We start from the raw sequence: 14,020 nt of genomic DNA, 5'->3' as shown, positions 1-14,020 counted from the left end.
GGTTCAGCACCCGTTCCCGACGATGCCGGACAGGATGCCGTAGATGACCACGAACGCCACCGCGCCGCCGATGGTCCACATCAGTCCGGAGGCGCCGACCTGCGCAGCCCGGCCCATGGATCCGAGCTTCCCGATAACGAGCGCCCCGATGGAAGCGAACCCGGCGCCGATGATGATCGCGATCACGCCGTACTTGACCCACCCGAGGATGTCGTTGACGTACGTCTCGACCCCATCGGGCGCCTTGGCGCAGACGTCGGCGATCGTGTGCAGGTCGGCGGCGAGCGCACTGGCCTCGTTGATGGTCTCGAGGATCATCGAGCTTCACCTTCCGATTCGATACGAAGTGCGCCCCGGGCGCTGGCGCCCACTGCGATGTGTCTGAGCAGGGCCCGCCCGAGGGTCAGCATCGGTCCAGGCGAGGGCTCAGATCCGATCCCGCACCCGTTCACCCGGCGCGGCGCGACGTGCACAGCGCCGCGTTCGTTGAGCGTTCTGAACAGGGGCCCCGCCGCGGCGTACAAGGGGCCGAGTCGTCTCGGCGCTCGAGTCACCACGACAAGTACGCGGTCGAGCGCATCGGCCGCGTCGAGCTTGGCGAGCACCGCCTCGCTCTGACCGAGCGCGTGTGCACCTGCCCTGGTCACGACCACCTCAGCGTCGGCCGGCGCTGACACCAGCCAGCAGCTCGACGCGTCCAGCTCTCGACAGGTCCAGCCTGTGTCGACCACGGTAAGGTCGCTGCTGGTGATCACCCGAGGAAGCGGAATCAGGTCGGGGTTCGGAGCGTGCCGTGCGACGCGGTCGATGACCATCCCCTTGCCGCGACGGCCCCGCCGCCATCCGTGTGCCTCACCCAGCTCGACCTCTGAGGCTGCACTGAGACCCGACCAGACCGGGCCAGCGGCATCGATCAGGTGCGTACGCAACTGGCCGGCGTCGGCGGCATCAGCCAGTGCCAACGCGATCGTCGAGGCGCCTGCACCGGCGTTCGCCGCCCGGACCCGCGCCAAACGATGAAGCGTGGCCGGAGCGGGCGTACGAGGTGAGGCCGAGACCGTTGCCTGAAGCTCGGCCACGGTGAAGCTCCCGTGCGGCGGAGTCGTGGCCATCATTCGACCGCCCTCCACTTGCGACCCCCCACTAACCGCTGAGCCAGTACATGCATGCCATCGCGGCGCAACTCCGGTCCGGCTACGGCGAGCGCAGCACGGATGGCCTCAGCCTCCCGGTAGGCGATCGTCAGATCGGCACTGACCTGGTCGAGCAGATCGAGAGTCTTCACCAACTCGACGGTCTCGAACCGGTGCAGCCTCATCAGCAGCCCGGCCGCCTCCTCGGCGTCCCCGGGCACAGGTATCTCCGCCGGTCGCAGGCGGTCGTCGGTTGTTCCAGCCATACGCCCAACAGCAACGCCGACAGGCTGCGATCGGACAGCCTCGGAAACCGCACGTGCAGGACGCGGTGACGGGCACCCAGCGGATCATTCCAGAACGACGCGGACGTGGAGAAGGATCACCCTTGCCGAACTGACGACAGATGGAGTCTGCACGCTCGGTCTTGATTCCGACCCACGCAGCCGCTGCGACGACGGTGCCGTAATGCACCTTGCCGAACGCAGCCGGGGAGCCTAACCAAAACGACGGCAACCGAGATCGGTGCGGTTGCGGGGCATCGGGCCGGGCGACGGCTGACCCGCCGCACCGAGGACCAGCGTCGCGGGGTCCGTGGGATCAAGGCATCGCTGGCCTATGCCTGGACGAGGACCTTTCCACCCAGCCGACACAACCGAGATGCTCGAGACCCTCGCGACTTTGAACACCGACTGGAGGGGCAACGGACCAAGGGCGCCGCTGATGAGGTGAACCAAGCCACTGCGCTCAACCGAGCACTGCAAGGACTACAGGAACTTCTGTCGGTCATCGAGCCGCTCGTAGAAGACTACCGCGTCCGTCACCGCTGATCACAAGCTCGGACCAACTGCAGAGCGCAGCACTTCGGTGATGCCCTGCGCTCTACTCCTCTCATGCCGTAGAGGGAGCTAGCGTGCCCGGGAGTGCTGCCGCGATCGCGTCGCCGAACGCCTTCACCGGCGATGGGTCAGCACCGAAGTTGCTGAACGTGCTGGCTAGCGCCTGGGCCTGCTTCTCGTCGAAGGTGCCTCCAGCATGCTCGCGAAGCAGCTCGAGGAACCAGTTCAGGCACTCCTCGACCCCGGGCTGCTCCTCCCCTCCTAGTTCGCCGACGTCGATGGTCATTGGCGTGGCATCCGAGAACGCGGCGATCACGCGCGCCCGGACCTCCTTCCATCGGGCACGTGCCGCCTGATGGACGGGGTCGGCCTTCCTTCCGAGGTGACCCGCGGTGCGTTTAGCGACCATCGAGTTGTCGAACTCCTCCAGGTACGCCCGCGCTAGCCGGCCCTCAGCCTTGTCGCCTTTCCTGCCAAGCACCCATTGTGCCCGCGCACAATTCTCGATCACGCTCCTGGCGAGCGGCTTCGGCGGGAAGGACACCTCAACCGAATTGAGTGGCAGGCTCATCCCGGCGAGGTGTCCGGTGCCGATCTCCAGGTAGGTGGCCACGACCGCCACTGCTCGACCATGTCCTCGGGTCAGCCAAGGGTTCTGAGACGTTCGGCATCGAGGAATCCGATCAGTCCCCCGGAACTCCGAGCACCGCTGCGACAGGTCCTCTTAGTCGCCCAGGCTGACTATCATCAGACATAGTCCCACATCGTCGGCGCCTCGACGTGTAGCCCCTGGTTGCACAGGACAATGTCTGGACCTGCCGAGAACCCGTCGGCCTGCTCGACGCAACATCCCGGAGGTTCGACGTACCGGCCGCGCGGGGTCCACTGCGAGCACCGCATCCGCATCTGCGTTCGGCGCCCGAATTTCTTCGTCTTCGGCAACCGGTCCTTCTGCGCCGGCGAGGCAAAGATCCATCGCTCCCGACCCTGCTCGATCGCGCGTCGCACGAGACCACGCTCCTTTGGAGTCGCCGGCCGGATGACAGCCTTCTCCCCCGACGGCTCGTTCGTCAGGGCAACGACTCGGTGCGGGGTCACCGGCCACAGGATGTGCGGCGCCGCCATCAGGTTCGGGCCCTTGTTGTTCCGGAACGGCACCAGCACAGGTGCGTCGCATGTCCAGAACCTGCCCTCAGGGTCGTCCCACACCTCGATCGACCTGGTCGTCATCACGTCGGCCGCCTCCCACATGCTCTTGAACACCAACTCGGTGTGGATGCCGGCGACACGGAACGGGTTCAGCGTGTCCATGATGGACTTGAACTCCTCAGGGTTCTGCGCGACCAGCCACGCATCGTGCTGCAAACGCAGACGTCGCTGTTGCGCAGTCCGCATCCGCTGTACCGCGATCGTCACCCCGAGACCGATCAGGTCATCGAACTCCAGCTCTTCAGGATCCTCGAGCCGCTCGAACAGCGATTGAACACGGCCCAGTTCCGCATCGACCACACCGAACATGGCCTCGACCCGGTTGTGCGCCTCCCCGTTCGGTCCGATCACCCGGTAGAAGTTCTCCTCCACACACACGTCGTTCACCGAGAAGGCCCGCATCTCTCCTGTGACGGTGTCCAAGTTCCAAATGCGTCGGTTCTGCTTACCGAACCCCCAACGCTTCAAGTACGTCCGCGGGACGTAGTGGTGCCGACGGCTCTCCCGGTCAGTTTGCCGCTGCGTCGCGAGCAGACGATCCATGTACTCCCGCGACCCGCCATCGAGAGACTTCCCACCACCGGTCATCGGGATTCGGCCCCACGGGTTGCGATACCGCGCAACGACCTTCCAACCCATCCCGTCGAACCCGTCCAGTTCACCATCGGACTGCAGCAGCGCGTCTAGATCAGGTCGGTCTGGCACACCGGCATTGTAGGTCGAGGCAGCGACTCAACCACGGACAATCATCGGTCCGATGTCAGCGGAATCGACCGTAACCGAACCGTCGGAACCGACCTGCGCGAACAGCCACCAACCGCCGACCCCGCCATCGAGCAACTCGCGCGGATACGACCCGGCCGCGGTGCGGAGTACCGCTTCAGCGCGCTCGCGCACCTGCGTCATCGAGAGTCCGCTGAGCCGGTATGTGTCCTGACCATCGACCAAGGTCCCGTCCTTGAGGTCGTCGTTGAAGCTGTCGAACAAGTCGCGGAGGAGTGTGTCCGAGTCCGTGCCTGACCCACACAGCGTGACCGGTTCCTCAGACCGCTGAAGCGGGACCCCGCGTGTGGGGACAGTCGCCGTCCAAACCGTCGCGTTTCCAGGGGGCGTCGCAAGTCCGTAGCCGGCCACCAGGAGAGAGAATCCCGTCCGCAGAGACTCGCTCTTCTCGCCGGCGCCCTCTTGTGGCCACACGGCATCCGCAGCCATAAGAGCAGCGACCAGATACTGGGTGACAGTACGAAGGTTCATCATCCGCAAGTCCTCGTATGGGAGGTCGTCCAAGACCAGCTCGACCAGGTCCGCAGTAACCACGCCATTCACCGACGCCCGCCCGAGCGGAACCACAACGAACGGAAGGTCGTGCGGCGCCGCGACCAGCTTTACGGTCGTATCCGACTGCGCTTCACCACCGACAGCGTGGCTCGTACGACCATCGGCGAAGACCACGACGCCGTTCGAGGCGCTCAACGCCATTCCGACCGACATCCGCCACCTCGTTCCTGCCCACGTGCGTCGGGCCGTTCCAACCACGCTAGCTGGTAGTGCCGCGTGGAAGACGCTCTTGGGGACTGCTGAAAGGATCAGGTGACATCTGATCCAGCAGCAGTCTCGACCGCGCCCGCGGCAATCTTGACCGCCACGGCGTACGCTTCCGCGCCGCATACATCGCCGACATATGAGGTTCTCTTTATAGGGGACCCAAGTGTGCCCAGAGCGTGTCTGCGCCCTCTTGGTTTCGATTATCGCGAGCCGTCGTTGCTCGTTGTTTCGTTGGTCGAGGGCGGCCATCCTTCCCCAGTATTGAGGAGCACGCGCGCTTCGAAATGGTCGCGCATACCTTCGACTCGGTCGATCTTCATCGAGTGCACCTCGACCCTGACCGCGTCTGCCACTGCTTCATTCTCGAGCCAGAGAACTTGGCCGGTGGTCACAAACGTCCCAATCGGCGGAGTCTCGAATCCGACAATGGGTTCTCCGGGCTTTGGTGTTTCGACGTTGAACACAGGTATGCGCCATGGTTCACCAAACAGCAGGATTTCACCAAAGATGTCACCCATGGTGAGGTCTAGCAGTCGGTCCACCTCGCCGAAGGCTTGGGCATAGATCCGCGCCGGGCCGGTGAGCGACCCGGTGACATCGTTCATAGTGTGCAGCCTGTACTCGGCCCGCGGGAGAGCGAGATTCGGCTCGTGATCGTCTAGGGACTCGGCCGATAGGCGTCGGGTCAATTCACGCCGCGATGCGCGCAGCGCTTCCTTTGTGTCGCCATCCAAGGCCTGCACTGCGCCGTTAAAGTTGATCCATGCCCTGGACCTCGCTAGCTCTCGACGGACGTCTCGGGCAGCTTGGTCGAGATCCGATGCCCCCTTTGAATCTGCGCCGAGAAGACCGGGCACTGCAGGAGGTGCAGGTTGCTTGTTCAGGCCGGAAGCAAACTCTTCCTTCGACCAGATGTAACGAGTCGTCATCTCCTCTGTCGTCAGAGGCGTGCCGGGCGCTAGCTGGGGCGCCCGAAGAATGGGATACCCGGCCAGCGAAGCGCGCAGCCAGCCTAGAGTCACTCGATGAGCCCCCTCTAGCTTCGCTGCCTTCTGCAACCATTCGTGCAATTGGTCCTCGCTGACTGCGGGCATGCCGCGCGCCGTCAGAGGCTGGCTGAGCAGCGTCGGGATACGACTGGCGTACATCAGCGGTTTCATCATCATGCCGGCGTGAAGGGTCAGGTGGTGCACTAGCGCGGGGATGCCGACAGCTCTGTCGCCTTGCTTATCTAGCGGCTGGTTCCGGGGGAGGGTTGCCGCGAGTTCTTGGACGAGGGGAGTTTGCTGCCAAGTCTCGGCCAACCTCCAAGTAGCTGCCCACAATTCAGCGGAGGTGTCTTCTCCGTGGTTCACGTGATGCGCCTTCCAAGTTTCTGGTTCAAAGCCAGTGGTTTCGTGTCAGTTTGGTGATGGCCTCGCCGACGGCCTTGGCGGCGGCGGCTTCTGGTGACGTTGAGACCCTGGACTCCACGTCGCTCCACGCGGAGAAGTCATCTTCGGGTGGCGGGGAGGAGTCGGGCGCCACGGCCAGGTCGATGGCCTCTGTGTTCCGATATCCGACCGGCCACCTGTCCGGACCGAGTTCACGCCTTCGGCGTTCGTAGACGACTCCGGTCATGCCGAGCGGACCGACCGTCTTCTTCAAACGGTCAGCTGCGCCCGATGGGGCAACTTCGGCTAGGATTGCTGTCGCTGCGGTGATTACCTCGCGGCAGTGTGCCCGCAGCTGGTCGCAGGCTTCTTGACGCGATCGAGGGCTTCGTGGTCGCAACCTATGGTCGCGACGGAGCCGCTGTTTGAGGATGAGCCGCCAGAGGCGTACTGCGACCGCGGTCGGCCCGTCCCCGTCCTCGGCGACCACTGTCGGGCCCGCGTAGACGGAAGGCGCCTGCGACGCGTCCACCCAGCCGGTTGCCAGGGTTCCCGTTTGTGCCATCGCCTTTCCGTTCGCTGTCCGCCACATCGTCACCTCGACGTCCGATCTGTCGGGAAGGACAGCGTTCAGCAAGGTGGCCACGAGTCGGGGGGTCGTCTCCCCGATGACGTTATGGTCCGATTCGCTGACCCGCACCAGGGAAAACGGCAGTTGCTTGGCTACCACCAATGCGTCAGAGTCGGCGAGCATCTGCATCTGAGATGAAAGCCACAGACGGTTCTCGTCGTTCTCAAGCAGTGTCTCTGGCAGGGAGATCAGGCCGTCTGCGTGTGCGCGAGCGGCGAAGTAGTCGGCGAACGAGTCGTGAACAGGCACCCGGAGCGTCGTGTACCCAATGCCGGTAATGACGGCGTTGACCAGGCCGCTGCGAGCGACTGCTTCGCGAACAGCGGCGACGTCGGCCGCAATGCCGCGCTCTTCAAGGAGCGCTGCCGCACTGGCAACCATGCGTTCCCACTCAAGTGGGTTGGCGTAGCGCCGCCCCTCATCGAGAAGCTCGGCGAACACGACGCCGAGCACAGCAGCTGCGATACGCACGTCGCCGGCGTTGGCCCGGTCGGCCATTCGCGAGACGGTCAATTCGTACACCGAAGCGCGGTCGGTGAACGGGACACCACCGGCGACCAGTTGCAGCGCCAGTTCGAGCAACATCGGATTTCCGGCAGCATCGCCCAAAGCATGTTCAACCTGCGCCAACGCCTCCTGGGAGCTTCGCGGGATCTCCTTTTCGTCACCTCCACCAGGTCCCGCCTGAAAGGGAGGCTCGACACCATCGACGGCCACGGATTCAGAGGCGGCGCTGCTGTCCGGTTCGCCCAGCACTTTCGCGGTCAAGGCGAGCCTTTCCGGTCGACCGAACGCGCGCGGATACAGCCGTTGTAGGGTCAGTGAGGCCGGGAATACAGTCGCGCACACCCCCTCGTCGCGTCCGACCCCAACCAACGTTGCCCCATGTTGCCCGGCTAGGTATGTACGAAGCTCCGCGGCTAGCTCGGATCTCACGTGGCGCGGAACCTCCGAGATGCCATCAACGATCACAGTCACACTTGGGTCGCCTAGTACTTGGCGCCCCACCCCGCGAGGCAACGGTCGACCCACCGAATCCCCCACAGCATCGGCCACCAGGCGATCCAACCGTTGCGCCAAGTACGCCTCGGCGTGACAGACGACAACGCTTCGGTCGGCACCGGCAGCACGGCGACGCCACAAAAGAGCCAGAGTAGACTTACCCGAACCGGTTCGCCCGGCCATCAGAAGTGGACCACTGACGGAAGCCAGGTCCTCGAGCCGAATCGGTGAGTCCTGCCAGCCGGCACTCAACATGGGCACGACGAGATCGTCGATCTTCTCCGACGCCACAGCCGCCAGATACTCAGCGGTCAGAGAACCGGTCCACCGGTCGGCTTCGGCAACATGAGCGACGCCGCCGAGAATGTCTACGATTTCGTCCTTGGAGATGAAGCGGTCATCGGGGTCGGGCAAACCCGAGCGGGTAGAGATGACCCGGAAGAGCTCGTTGACTCGGTTTGTGGCTTCCGTCTCGGCATCCGGGTGAGTTGGTCCAGTTCCACGTAGGGCCCGGACCTCCACCTCGGCTGATAGGAGCAGCGCCTCGACCGACCCTGGTTCCGAAACAACACGCGCTCGTCCCATGACCGCGCACAGCGGGTCAGTGACGTCGATCCCAAGGAGCTCGGCGACGGCGTCGTACTTACCGTCTCGGGCCTCGTTCAACGCAGCAGCGACCGCGTACCCGGAGGGCCCGAGGACACCGTCAGTGAGTAATGAGAACTCCGAGTCCGCGCTCACCGGAAGCTCAGCCCATCGGTGAACGATGGCGAGCAGCTCGGCCCGGGCCCACGTATGGGGTCGGAGACGAGACTTCATCTGCAAGCCGCGAACCACGACATGCCCGGTCTGGTCGGGCCCGTCCGCTATGACCTCCAGGTCGAGGGCGTCGACGGTTCCCTCGACGCGGATCCCAAGCACTGAGTTGTCAGCGGCCACGTCAAGGGCTGTGAGAATCGCCTGGCAGTGCTGGTAGTTGATGCCACGGACGGTGTCGACACCACTCACAGGTAGTCTCCGGGGCCCTGTAGATCGTCGTGATCATCGAGGCGAGCATTCCGACCAGCCTTCGCAACGACCCCGGACCTCTTCAACTGCTCGAGCTCGGTGCTCGGAACCAAGTCGTGTGTAACGCTAACGGCCTCATCGTGTCGGTTCACTCCAGGATGAGATCACATGGGACCGACACAGCGCGGGTATTCGTCAGTTTCAGGGCGACCCTCCATATACAGGAAGCTGGCGTTCTCCAACCCGCGACCACGCCGCTCCGACCGATCCCTGTGCCTGTACCGACCTCAACTGTCAGAGGTTCTTGTAGATCCAGTCCCAGGCACCCTGGGACAACCAGCGGCGAGTGAAGTGACCACGTTCGTCCAGCGCAACGCATCCTCTCGCACCGTGCGACTCATTTTGCAACCGACAAGACGGCGGCAGAGGCCGCTCCACGTCGCTTCACGCGACCGCCGCCAGATAGGCGGGGACGGCCGACCGGATCTTCGCGATGGCTCGGTCCCGACGACGCCGGATCGTACGCAGACAGACCTGTTGCCGCGTCCCAACCGCGGTCATCGCCTCCTCAGTTCCGAGCCCGTCGCATGCGGCTTGGACCAGGGCGGTGAGTAACGCGGAGTCGTCTGCGGTGATCACCTCGCGTCGTACGCACCAGGTGAGCACCTCTCCGAGCTCAGACGCGGCCCCCTCGTCCTCGGTCTCGCCCAGAACCGCTGACTGGTCGCCAGTGCCATCGAGCACCGCAGCAATGAGTCCCTCGAGGGATCGCTCGTGCTCCTGGCGCGGCAGGAACGGGCGAATGACGTCGGTCTGGCGTACTCGGTCGAGCAGGAACTGCACGGTCATCGGTCCAGCGTTCGGCTCGGCGGCCTTGACCTTCTCCCACAGCATCGACCGCGCCTCGTCGATCTCGCAGAGTCCCGGGCTCAGGCGGTGGATCATCCGCACGAGCCCAGGGTGGAGCAGGACCACGACCGCGAGTGCAGCGTCGTGATCGTCTCCACCACGCGTGGACCCGAGTCGAGTCAGAGCCGCGACGCCGAGGTAGCAGTTCGGGCGACGGCGTTCCCAAGCCAGACGGACCTCGCCGAGATCGGCGTACGCCGCCAAGTCAGGCTCCGCAGCCGCCCACGAGGCCCACTTCCCGGACTCCTCGATGAGCCGGAAGCCCTCGACCTCGAACCCGTCGTCGAACACCTTCGGTGCGTCCGGGCGCCGCTGCCGCAGCGACAGCGCCGATCGTCCAGCGACTCCGGACGCGCCGCCGGCCACTCCGGACAGATGTGCCTTTCCCTGATCCTTGCTCACGGTCTCCCCCTTCACCGATCACCGAGACCGCGTTACGATCGTCAGGAACTGATTCGTAACGCGAATGGTGACGACTACCGTGCCTCTCACCCACCGGACAGATCGACGGACACCAACGCACATCCAGCGCACATCGACGTACATCGGCAGACACCACCGCCCATCTGGGGGCAAAGTGGAGGCGAGGAGAGACCGATGAGCAAGCACAGGACACCGCGCACAACCCTCGAGGCCATCAGGGCCGATCGCGGCCTGACCTGGGGCGAGGTCGCCCGGGCGATCCGTGTGGATGGCGGCTACACGATCAGTGAGGCACACGTACGTCGCCTTGGCACCGCAGCGCTCGACAGCACCCCCGCACCAGGGTTGGCACGCGCCATGGAACGCGTCTTCCAACAGCCGGTCGAGGTCCTCCTCGGACCCCCCGATCCCGGAGCAATGATGCCTGCCCCGGGTCTTCCCACGGACATGGAGGCACTCGAGATGGCTACCGAGAAGATGCGACGGCTCGGGCTCAACCTGACCCCACTGGAGGATTACCGGCTCCTCGACGACGAAGTGCGCGACCTGGCTCGTGCGTACCCCGTCCAGGCTCTGCCCGAACTGATCAACCCGATGATCACGCTGCAGGAGATCGTCACTGATGCGATCACCAGTCCCACCCGACCAGGCGACGGCCAACGTCTCTATGGCATCGCCGCGATCACTGGTGGCCTGCTGGCCAAGGCGTCCCACGACCTCGGCAACGCCCGCAGCGCAGGCACCCAAGCACGTACGGCCCTGATCTTCGCCGACCAGCTCGGCGATCCCGCGGTCACCGCATGGCTCAACGGCCTGCTCTCCTTGATCTCCTACTGGGACAACCGTTCCAGGGAGTCGCTGGACTACGCCAAGCGCGGCCTCGCCGCCTCATCGTCGACGTCCGCGTCCCTCTGGCTACACGCCTCCGCCGCCCGTGCCTGGGGCCGGCTCGGCAACGCCGACGAGGCCACCGCCGCGGTGCACGCAGCCGAGACGGTCGTCGAGCACCTGGAGCGATCCGACCTCGACGACTACGGCGGCATCCTCACATTCACCCCGGAGCGAGCCGCCTACTACGCCGCCGACACGTACGCCTGGCTGCCCGAGCACCCCGAGGCCGAGAGGGTCGCATCAGCCGCCGTCGAAGCCTTCTCCGACCCGAGCCAGGAGTCATGGGCATTCGGCGATGCCGCCGGCGCCGCCTGTGACCTGGCGATCGTCAGGATCCACCGCGGCGAGCTCGAAGGCGCACAGGAGGCACTCGCCGGCGTACTCGACCTTCCTCGCGAGCAGCGGATCGGCGGCATCATCAAGAGCGTGCAGCACGTATCCACCGCCCTGGCCCCCGCTCCCCCGTCCGGCATCCGCGACCAGCTCGCCGAGCAGCTCGAGGCCTTCACTCGCGCGCCCATGGTGCTTCAGCCATGACCCTCGACGCCCCGATCCAACTCCATACCGACCGGCTGCTGATTCGCGACTTCACCGCCGACGACCTGGACGGCATGCACGCCATCACCGGCGACCCCGAAGTCACCAAGTGGCTCTCGTTCGACACACGTACGCGCGAGTCGACCGCCGACATGCTCGACGGCATCCTGTCGCGGCAACAGGACCACCCCCGGTCCGATTACTACTTCGCGATCACCCTAGAGACAGGAGGCCCGGACCTGATCGGCTTCGTCCGCCTCGGCCTCGGCGGCGTGAAGGCCGCCGATCTCGGGTACACCATCGCTACCGCCCACCAGAGGCAGGGGTACGCCGCAGAATCCGCAACCGCGATGATCGACTTCGCATTCGACAAGCTCGGCCTGCACCGCCTGACGGCCAACATCGGCCCGGTCAACACCGCCAGCATCAGGCTCATCCAGTCCCTTGGCTTCTCGTACGAGGGCACCATCCGCGACCACGTCTTCACCAACGGCGCCTGGCGCGACTCCCGTTCCTACTCGCTCCTGTCCCACGAGTGGGCCAGCGCGCCTCGGTGCGAATACTGCAACCGCCGCATCCCGCCTCGCACCACCGGCGGTCGAACGCCGAAGTTCTGCTCCACCGCCCACCGCCAAGCCGCCTACCGAGCGCGCCAACGCGACGAATAGGCGCCGGGCAGGCCGCGCACGTCTGTCCGTCCCGGAGGCGCGAACGTTGCTCTTCAAGGGGTACGTCGCAATGAGACTCGCACCGAAGGCGTGACCATGGCACTGACAGATCCCGCATCAACCCACCGGCTCATCTCGATCAGCAAGGCAGCCGACCTCCTCGGGTTCGACCCGAAGTCGATCCGCCGGTTCATCGCTGCCGGCGATCTCCCTGCCTATCGCGTCGGGAGAAAGCACATCCGGGTCGAAGAAGCCGACGTCTTGGCACTCATCCACCGCATCCCCACGACCGACCACGCGTAGGCGCCTTTGAAGACCGAGACTGGCGCCATGTACCGGACGGGCAATGCGATCGAACTACTCGTGTGCAGTTGCGACAGCACGGCCGTACGCCACGAGCGGCGGCTTGGGGATGTCCACCGGCACTGTGGCTGGACTCTCTCCAGGCCCCGCAACGCAGGTGCGGTCTAGCACCTGAGGCCACTCGTTCGTACGCACCCAGTTGTTCCAGATACTGGAGTAGTTCGACGGTCCAGCGTGAAAGGTGTGCGGCTCGCCACATGCGCTACAGCACTCGACACTCACGACTGGCCTGCCTTTGCCGTCGCTGACCCAACGGCCCTTCAGGCTCGAGACGCCGAGCATCCCCTGAACGTTCGGACCCGCGGCGACAATCGCGGCACCAAGAGCTGGATTTGGTTCGAGGCCCGGGAACAGAGCGGCACGTGCCACCAGACCTTTGGCAGCGGCGGGCTCCTGGAGCGAGATTGCGACGCCTCCACCGTCGAGAAACGCCGTAGTCCTGACGATCCGATCGACCAGTTCCTCGTGGTTAGCACCTGTGCCCACGACCGGCTTCGGCGGTACACCGTCGCGCATCCATCTCCAGATCGCGACCGTCTCGACGATGTGTCCGATGCCCGAGATCCCTCCGTCCGAGTCGATCTCCTTGACGCGGAGCGTGAGACCTTCGCCGAGATCGAGGAGGACGTGCGCACGACACGCCTTGATCGAGCGACGGCCGTAGGACCACCGGAACTCGATGTAGCCGGGCGCACGGAGGCGTAGGCTGATCCGGCCTATTGCCCGTGCCTCGCGAGCATCGAACAGCCAATACATCTTCGGGCCGTAGTGGGCTTCTCGGGCGCGGATATCGTCGACCGAGACGCTGCTGTGCTGCAGTTCCACCACGTATCCGTCTGGGGTCACGACGTCGGCACGGTGTTTTCCCATGACAACCTCGCACCGGGTCGCCGGCACGATCGACTGATATCCCCAGTGCCAGTCAGTCATCGCCTCCGACCACGAATCGCACTCACCGCCAGATTGATGAGCCCAGTGCCAGACGTTGACCTGGCCGCACTTGGCGCGCACGGCGCCAGTGCAACTGGGGCACGTACCAGAAGCTCCTGGTCGTGGCCGCACCCGAGACCCTGCCTGACTCATCGCGTAGTACATCGTTGCCCTTCGATCTCAACGGATGCGTTTCAGCGGTACCACAGGACGAGACATCAACGAGGCGGCCCGCATCACAGTGGAGCTTGACGCCACGTTTCTGCTGAGAGTCGCGGCCAGATCCACCTACAACCGGGCCTACTCTAATAGGCACACAGTAGGCAAGACACCGAAAACGCGCTTCGGGCCCTGACCTGTTTCCACAGGTCAGAGCCCGAATTCGCTCTTGTGCGTGATACTGGGTTCGAACCAGTGACCCCTTCGGTGTGAACGAAGTGCGCTACCACTGCGCCAATCACGCGTTGCGGGTGAAACATTAGCGCATCCGCTCGCCGGACCCACATTCGGGCCATGCCGGGACGTAGGCTCCCGGCCATCGGCAGGACACGTGGACGCA

At 64.8% G+C, this 14,020-nt stretch carries 13 protein-coding genes and 1 tRNA gene; 3 read left to right on the top strand and 11 right to left on the bottom strand.

Translation table 11 applies throughout. From position 1 onward, the window contains the following. Window positions 1-3: 3 nt before the first annotated feature. The 9 genes from ACIO3S_RS24405 to ACIO3S_RS24365 all read right to left on the bottom strand — a co-directional run bounded on the left by ACIO3S_RS24405 (window position 4) and on the right by ACIO3S_RS24365 (window position 10,051). The gene (locus ACIO3S_RS24405; protein WP_400468305.1) at window positions 4-318 is read right to left on the bottom strand and encodes a hypothetical protein; all 315 of its coding nucleotides are present in this window, start codon (window positions 316-318) and stop codon (window positions 4-6) included. After that, window positions 315-1,112 carry a hypothetical protein gene (locus ACIO3S_RS24400; RefSeq protein ID WP_400468303.1) on the bottom strand — a complete coding sequence of 266 codons (798 nt, stop codon included), beginning with the start codon at window positions 1,110-1,112 and terminating at the stop codon, window positions 315-317. The genes ACIO3S_RS24405 and ACIO3S_RS24400 overlap by 4 nt, the downstream gene beginning before the upstream one ends. Continuing rightward, entirely contained in the window at window positions 1,112-1,399 is a 288-nt protein-coding gene (locus ACIO3S_RS24395) for a hypothetical protein (protein WP_400468301.1), read from the bottom strand. The genes ACIO3S_RS24400 and ACIO3S_RS24395 overlap by 1 nt, the downstream gene beginning before the upstream one ends. A gap of 625 nt (window positions 1,400-2,024) precedes the next feature. After that, a complete protein-coding gene (locus ACIO3S_RS24390) occupies window positions 2,025-2,585 on the bottom strand; it encodes a hypothetical protein (protein WP_400468299.1) in 561 nt (186 codons plus the stop codon). Window positions 2,586-2,719: 134 nt separating this feature from the next. Further along, window positions 2,720-3,886 (bottom strand): DUF4238 domain-containing protein, encoded by a 1,167-nt coding sequence (locus tag ACIO3S_RS24385; RefSeq protein ID WP_400468298.1) that lies wholly within the window; start codon window positions 3,884-3,886, stop codon window positions 2,720-2,722. Between the two features lie 27 nt (window positions 3,887-3,913). Then, window positions 3,914-4,672, bottom strand: a complete 759-nt coding sequence (locus ACIO3S_RS24380; protein ID WP_400468296.1) for a hypothetical protein — start codon at window positions 4,670-4,672, stop codon at window positions 3,914-3,916. A 254-nt stretch (window positions 4,673-4,926) separates the two neighbouring features. Then, a complete protein-coding gene (locus tag ACIO3S_RS24375) occupies window positions 4,927-6,081 on the bottom strand; it encodes a hypothetical protein (protein WP_400468294.1) in 1,155 nt (384 codons plus the stop codon). Window positions 6,082-6,106: 25 nt separating this feature from the next. After that, window positions 6,107-8,740, bottom strand: a complete 2,634-nt coding sequence (locus ACIO3S_RS24370; protein WP_400468292.1) for a hypothetical protein — start codon at window positions 8,738-8,740, stop codon at window positions 6,107-6,109. A 444-nt stretch (window positions 8,741-9,184) separates the two neighbouring features. Beyond that, window positions 9,185-10,051 carry a hypothetical protein gene (locus ACIO3S_RS24365; protein WP_400468290.1) on the bottom strand — a complete coding sequence of 289 codons (867 nt, stop codon included), beginning with the start codon at window positions 10,049-10,051 and terminating at the stop codon, window positions 9,185-9,187. Window positions 10,052-10,246: 195 nt separating this feature from the next. On the opposite strand from ACIO3S_RS24365, the gene ACIO3S_RS24360 reads away from it, so the two are divergent. From ACIO3S_RS24360 to ACIO3S_RS24350, 3 genes are all read left to right on the top strand, one after another. Beyond that, a complete protein-coding gene (locus ACIO3S_RS24360) occupies window positions 10,247-11,500 on the top strand; it encodes an XRE family transcriptional regulator (protein ID WP_400468288.1) in 1,254 nt (417 codons plus the stop codon). Then, window positions 11,497-12,168: a GNAT family N-acetyltransferase gene (locus ACIO3S_RS24355; RefSeq protein WP_400468286.1), complete on the top strand. Its 672-nt coding sequence runs from the start codon at window positions 11,497-11,499 to the stop codon at window positions 12,166-12,168. Before ACIO3S_RS24360 ends, ACIO3S_RS24355 begins: the two co-directional genes overlap by 4 nt. Window positions 12,169-12,264: 96 nt before the next feature. After that, window positions 12,265-12,471 (top strand): helix-turn-helix domain-containing protein, encoded by a 207-nt coding sequence (locus tag ACIO3S_RS24350; RefSeq protein ID WP_400468284.1) that lies wholly within the window; start codon window positions 12,265-12,267, stop codon window positions 12,469-12,471. Window positions 12,472-12,525: 54 nt separating this feature from the next. Here ACIO3S_RS24350 and ACIO3S_RS24345 read toward each other — a convergent pair whose 3' ends face one another. Together ACIO3S_RS24345 and ACIO3S_RS24340 are read right to left on the bottom strand one after the other, a co-directional pair. After that, window positions 12,526-13,614: a competence protein CoiA family protein gene (locus ACIO3S_RS24345; protein ID WP_400468471.1), complete on the bottom strand. Its 1,089-nt coding sequence runs from the start codon at window positions 13,612-13,614 to the stop codon at window positions 12,526-12,528. A gap of 238 nt (window positions 13,615-13,852) precedes the next feature. Further along, a tRNA-Val gene (locus ACIO3S_RS24340) sits at window positions 13,853-13,924 on the bottom strand. Between the last annotated feature and the right edge of the window lie 96 nt (window positions 13,925-14,020).

It is taken from the genome of Nocardioides sp. NPDC087217, assembly GCF_044744805.1.
Lineage (GTDB): Bacteria > Actinomycetota > Actinomycetes > Propionibacteriales > Nocardioidaceae > Nocardioides.
This window is presented reverse-complemented; position numbering and strand designations above follow the sequence as displayed.

Excerpts from the sequence above, each read along its gene's own strand:
- ACIO3S_RS24395 (WP_400468301.1), bottom strand. The coding sequence starts at position 1,399 with ATGGCTGGAACAACCGACGACCGCCTGCGACCGGCGGAGATACCTGTG.
- ACIO3S_RS24400 (WP_400468303.1), bottom strand. The coding sequence starts at position 1,112 with ATGGCCACGACTCCGCCGCACGGGAGCTTCACCGTGGCCGAGCTTCAG.
- ACIO3S_RS24355 (WP_400468286.1), top strand. The coding sequence starts at position 11,497 with ATGACCCTCGACGCCCCGATCCAACTCCATACCGACCGGCTGCTGATT.
- ACIO3S_RS24360 (WP_400468288.1), top strand. The coding sequence starts at position 10,247 with ATGAGCAAGCACAGGACACCGCGCACAACCCTCGAGGCCATCAGGGCC.
- ACIO3S_RS24345 (WP_400468471.1), bottom strand. The coding sequence starts at position 13,614 with ATGAGTCAGGCAGGGTCTCGGGTGCGGCCACGACCAGGAGCTTCTGGT.
- ACIO3S_RS24350 (WP_400468284.1), top strand. The coding sequence starts at position 12,265 with ATGGCACTGACAGATCCCGCATCAACCCACCGGCTCATCTCGATCAGC.
- ACIO3S_RS24380 (WP_400468296.1), bottom strand. The coding sequence starts at position 4,672 with ATGTCGGTCGGAATGGCGTTGAGCGCCTCGAACGGCGTCGTGGTCTTC.
- ACIO3S_RS24405 (WP_400468305.1), bottom strand. The coding sequence starts at position 318 with ATGATCCTCGAGACCATCAACGAGGCCAGTGCGCTCGCCGCCGACCTG.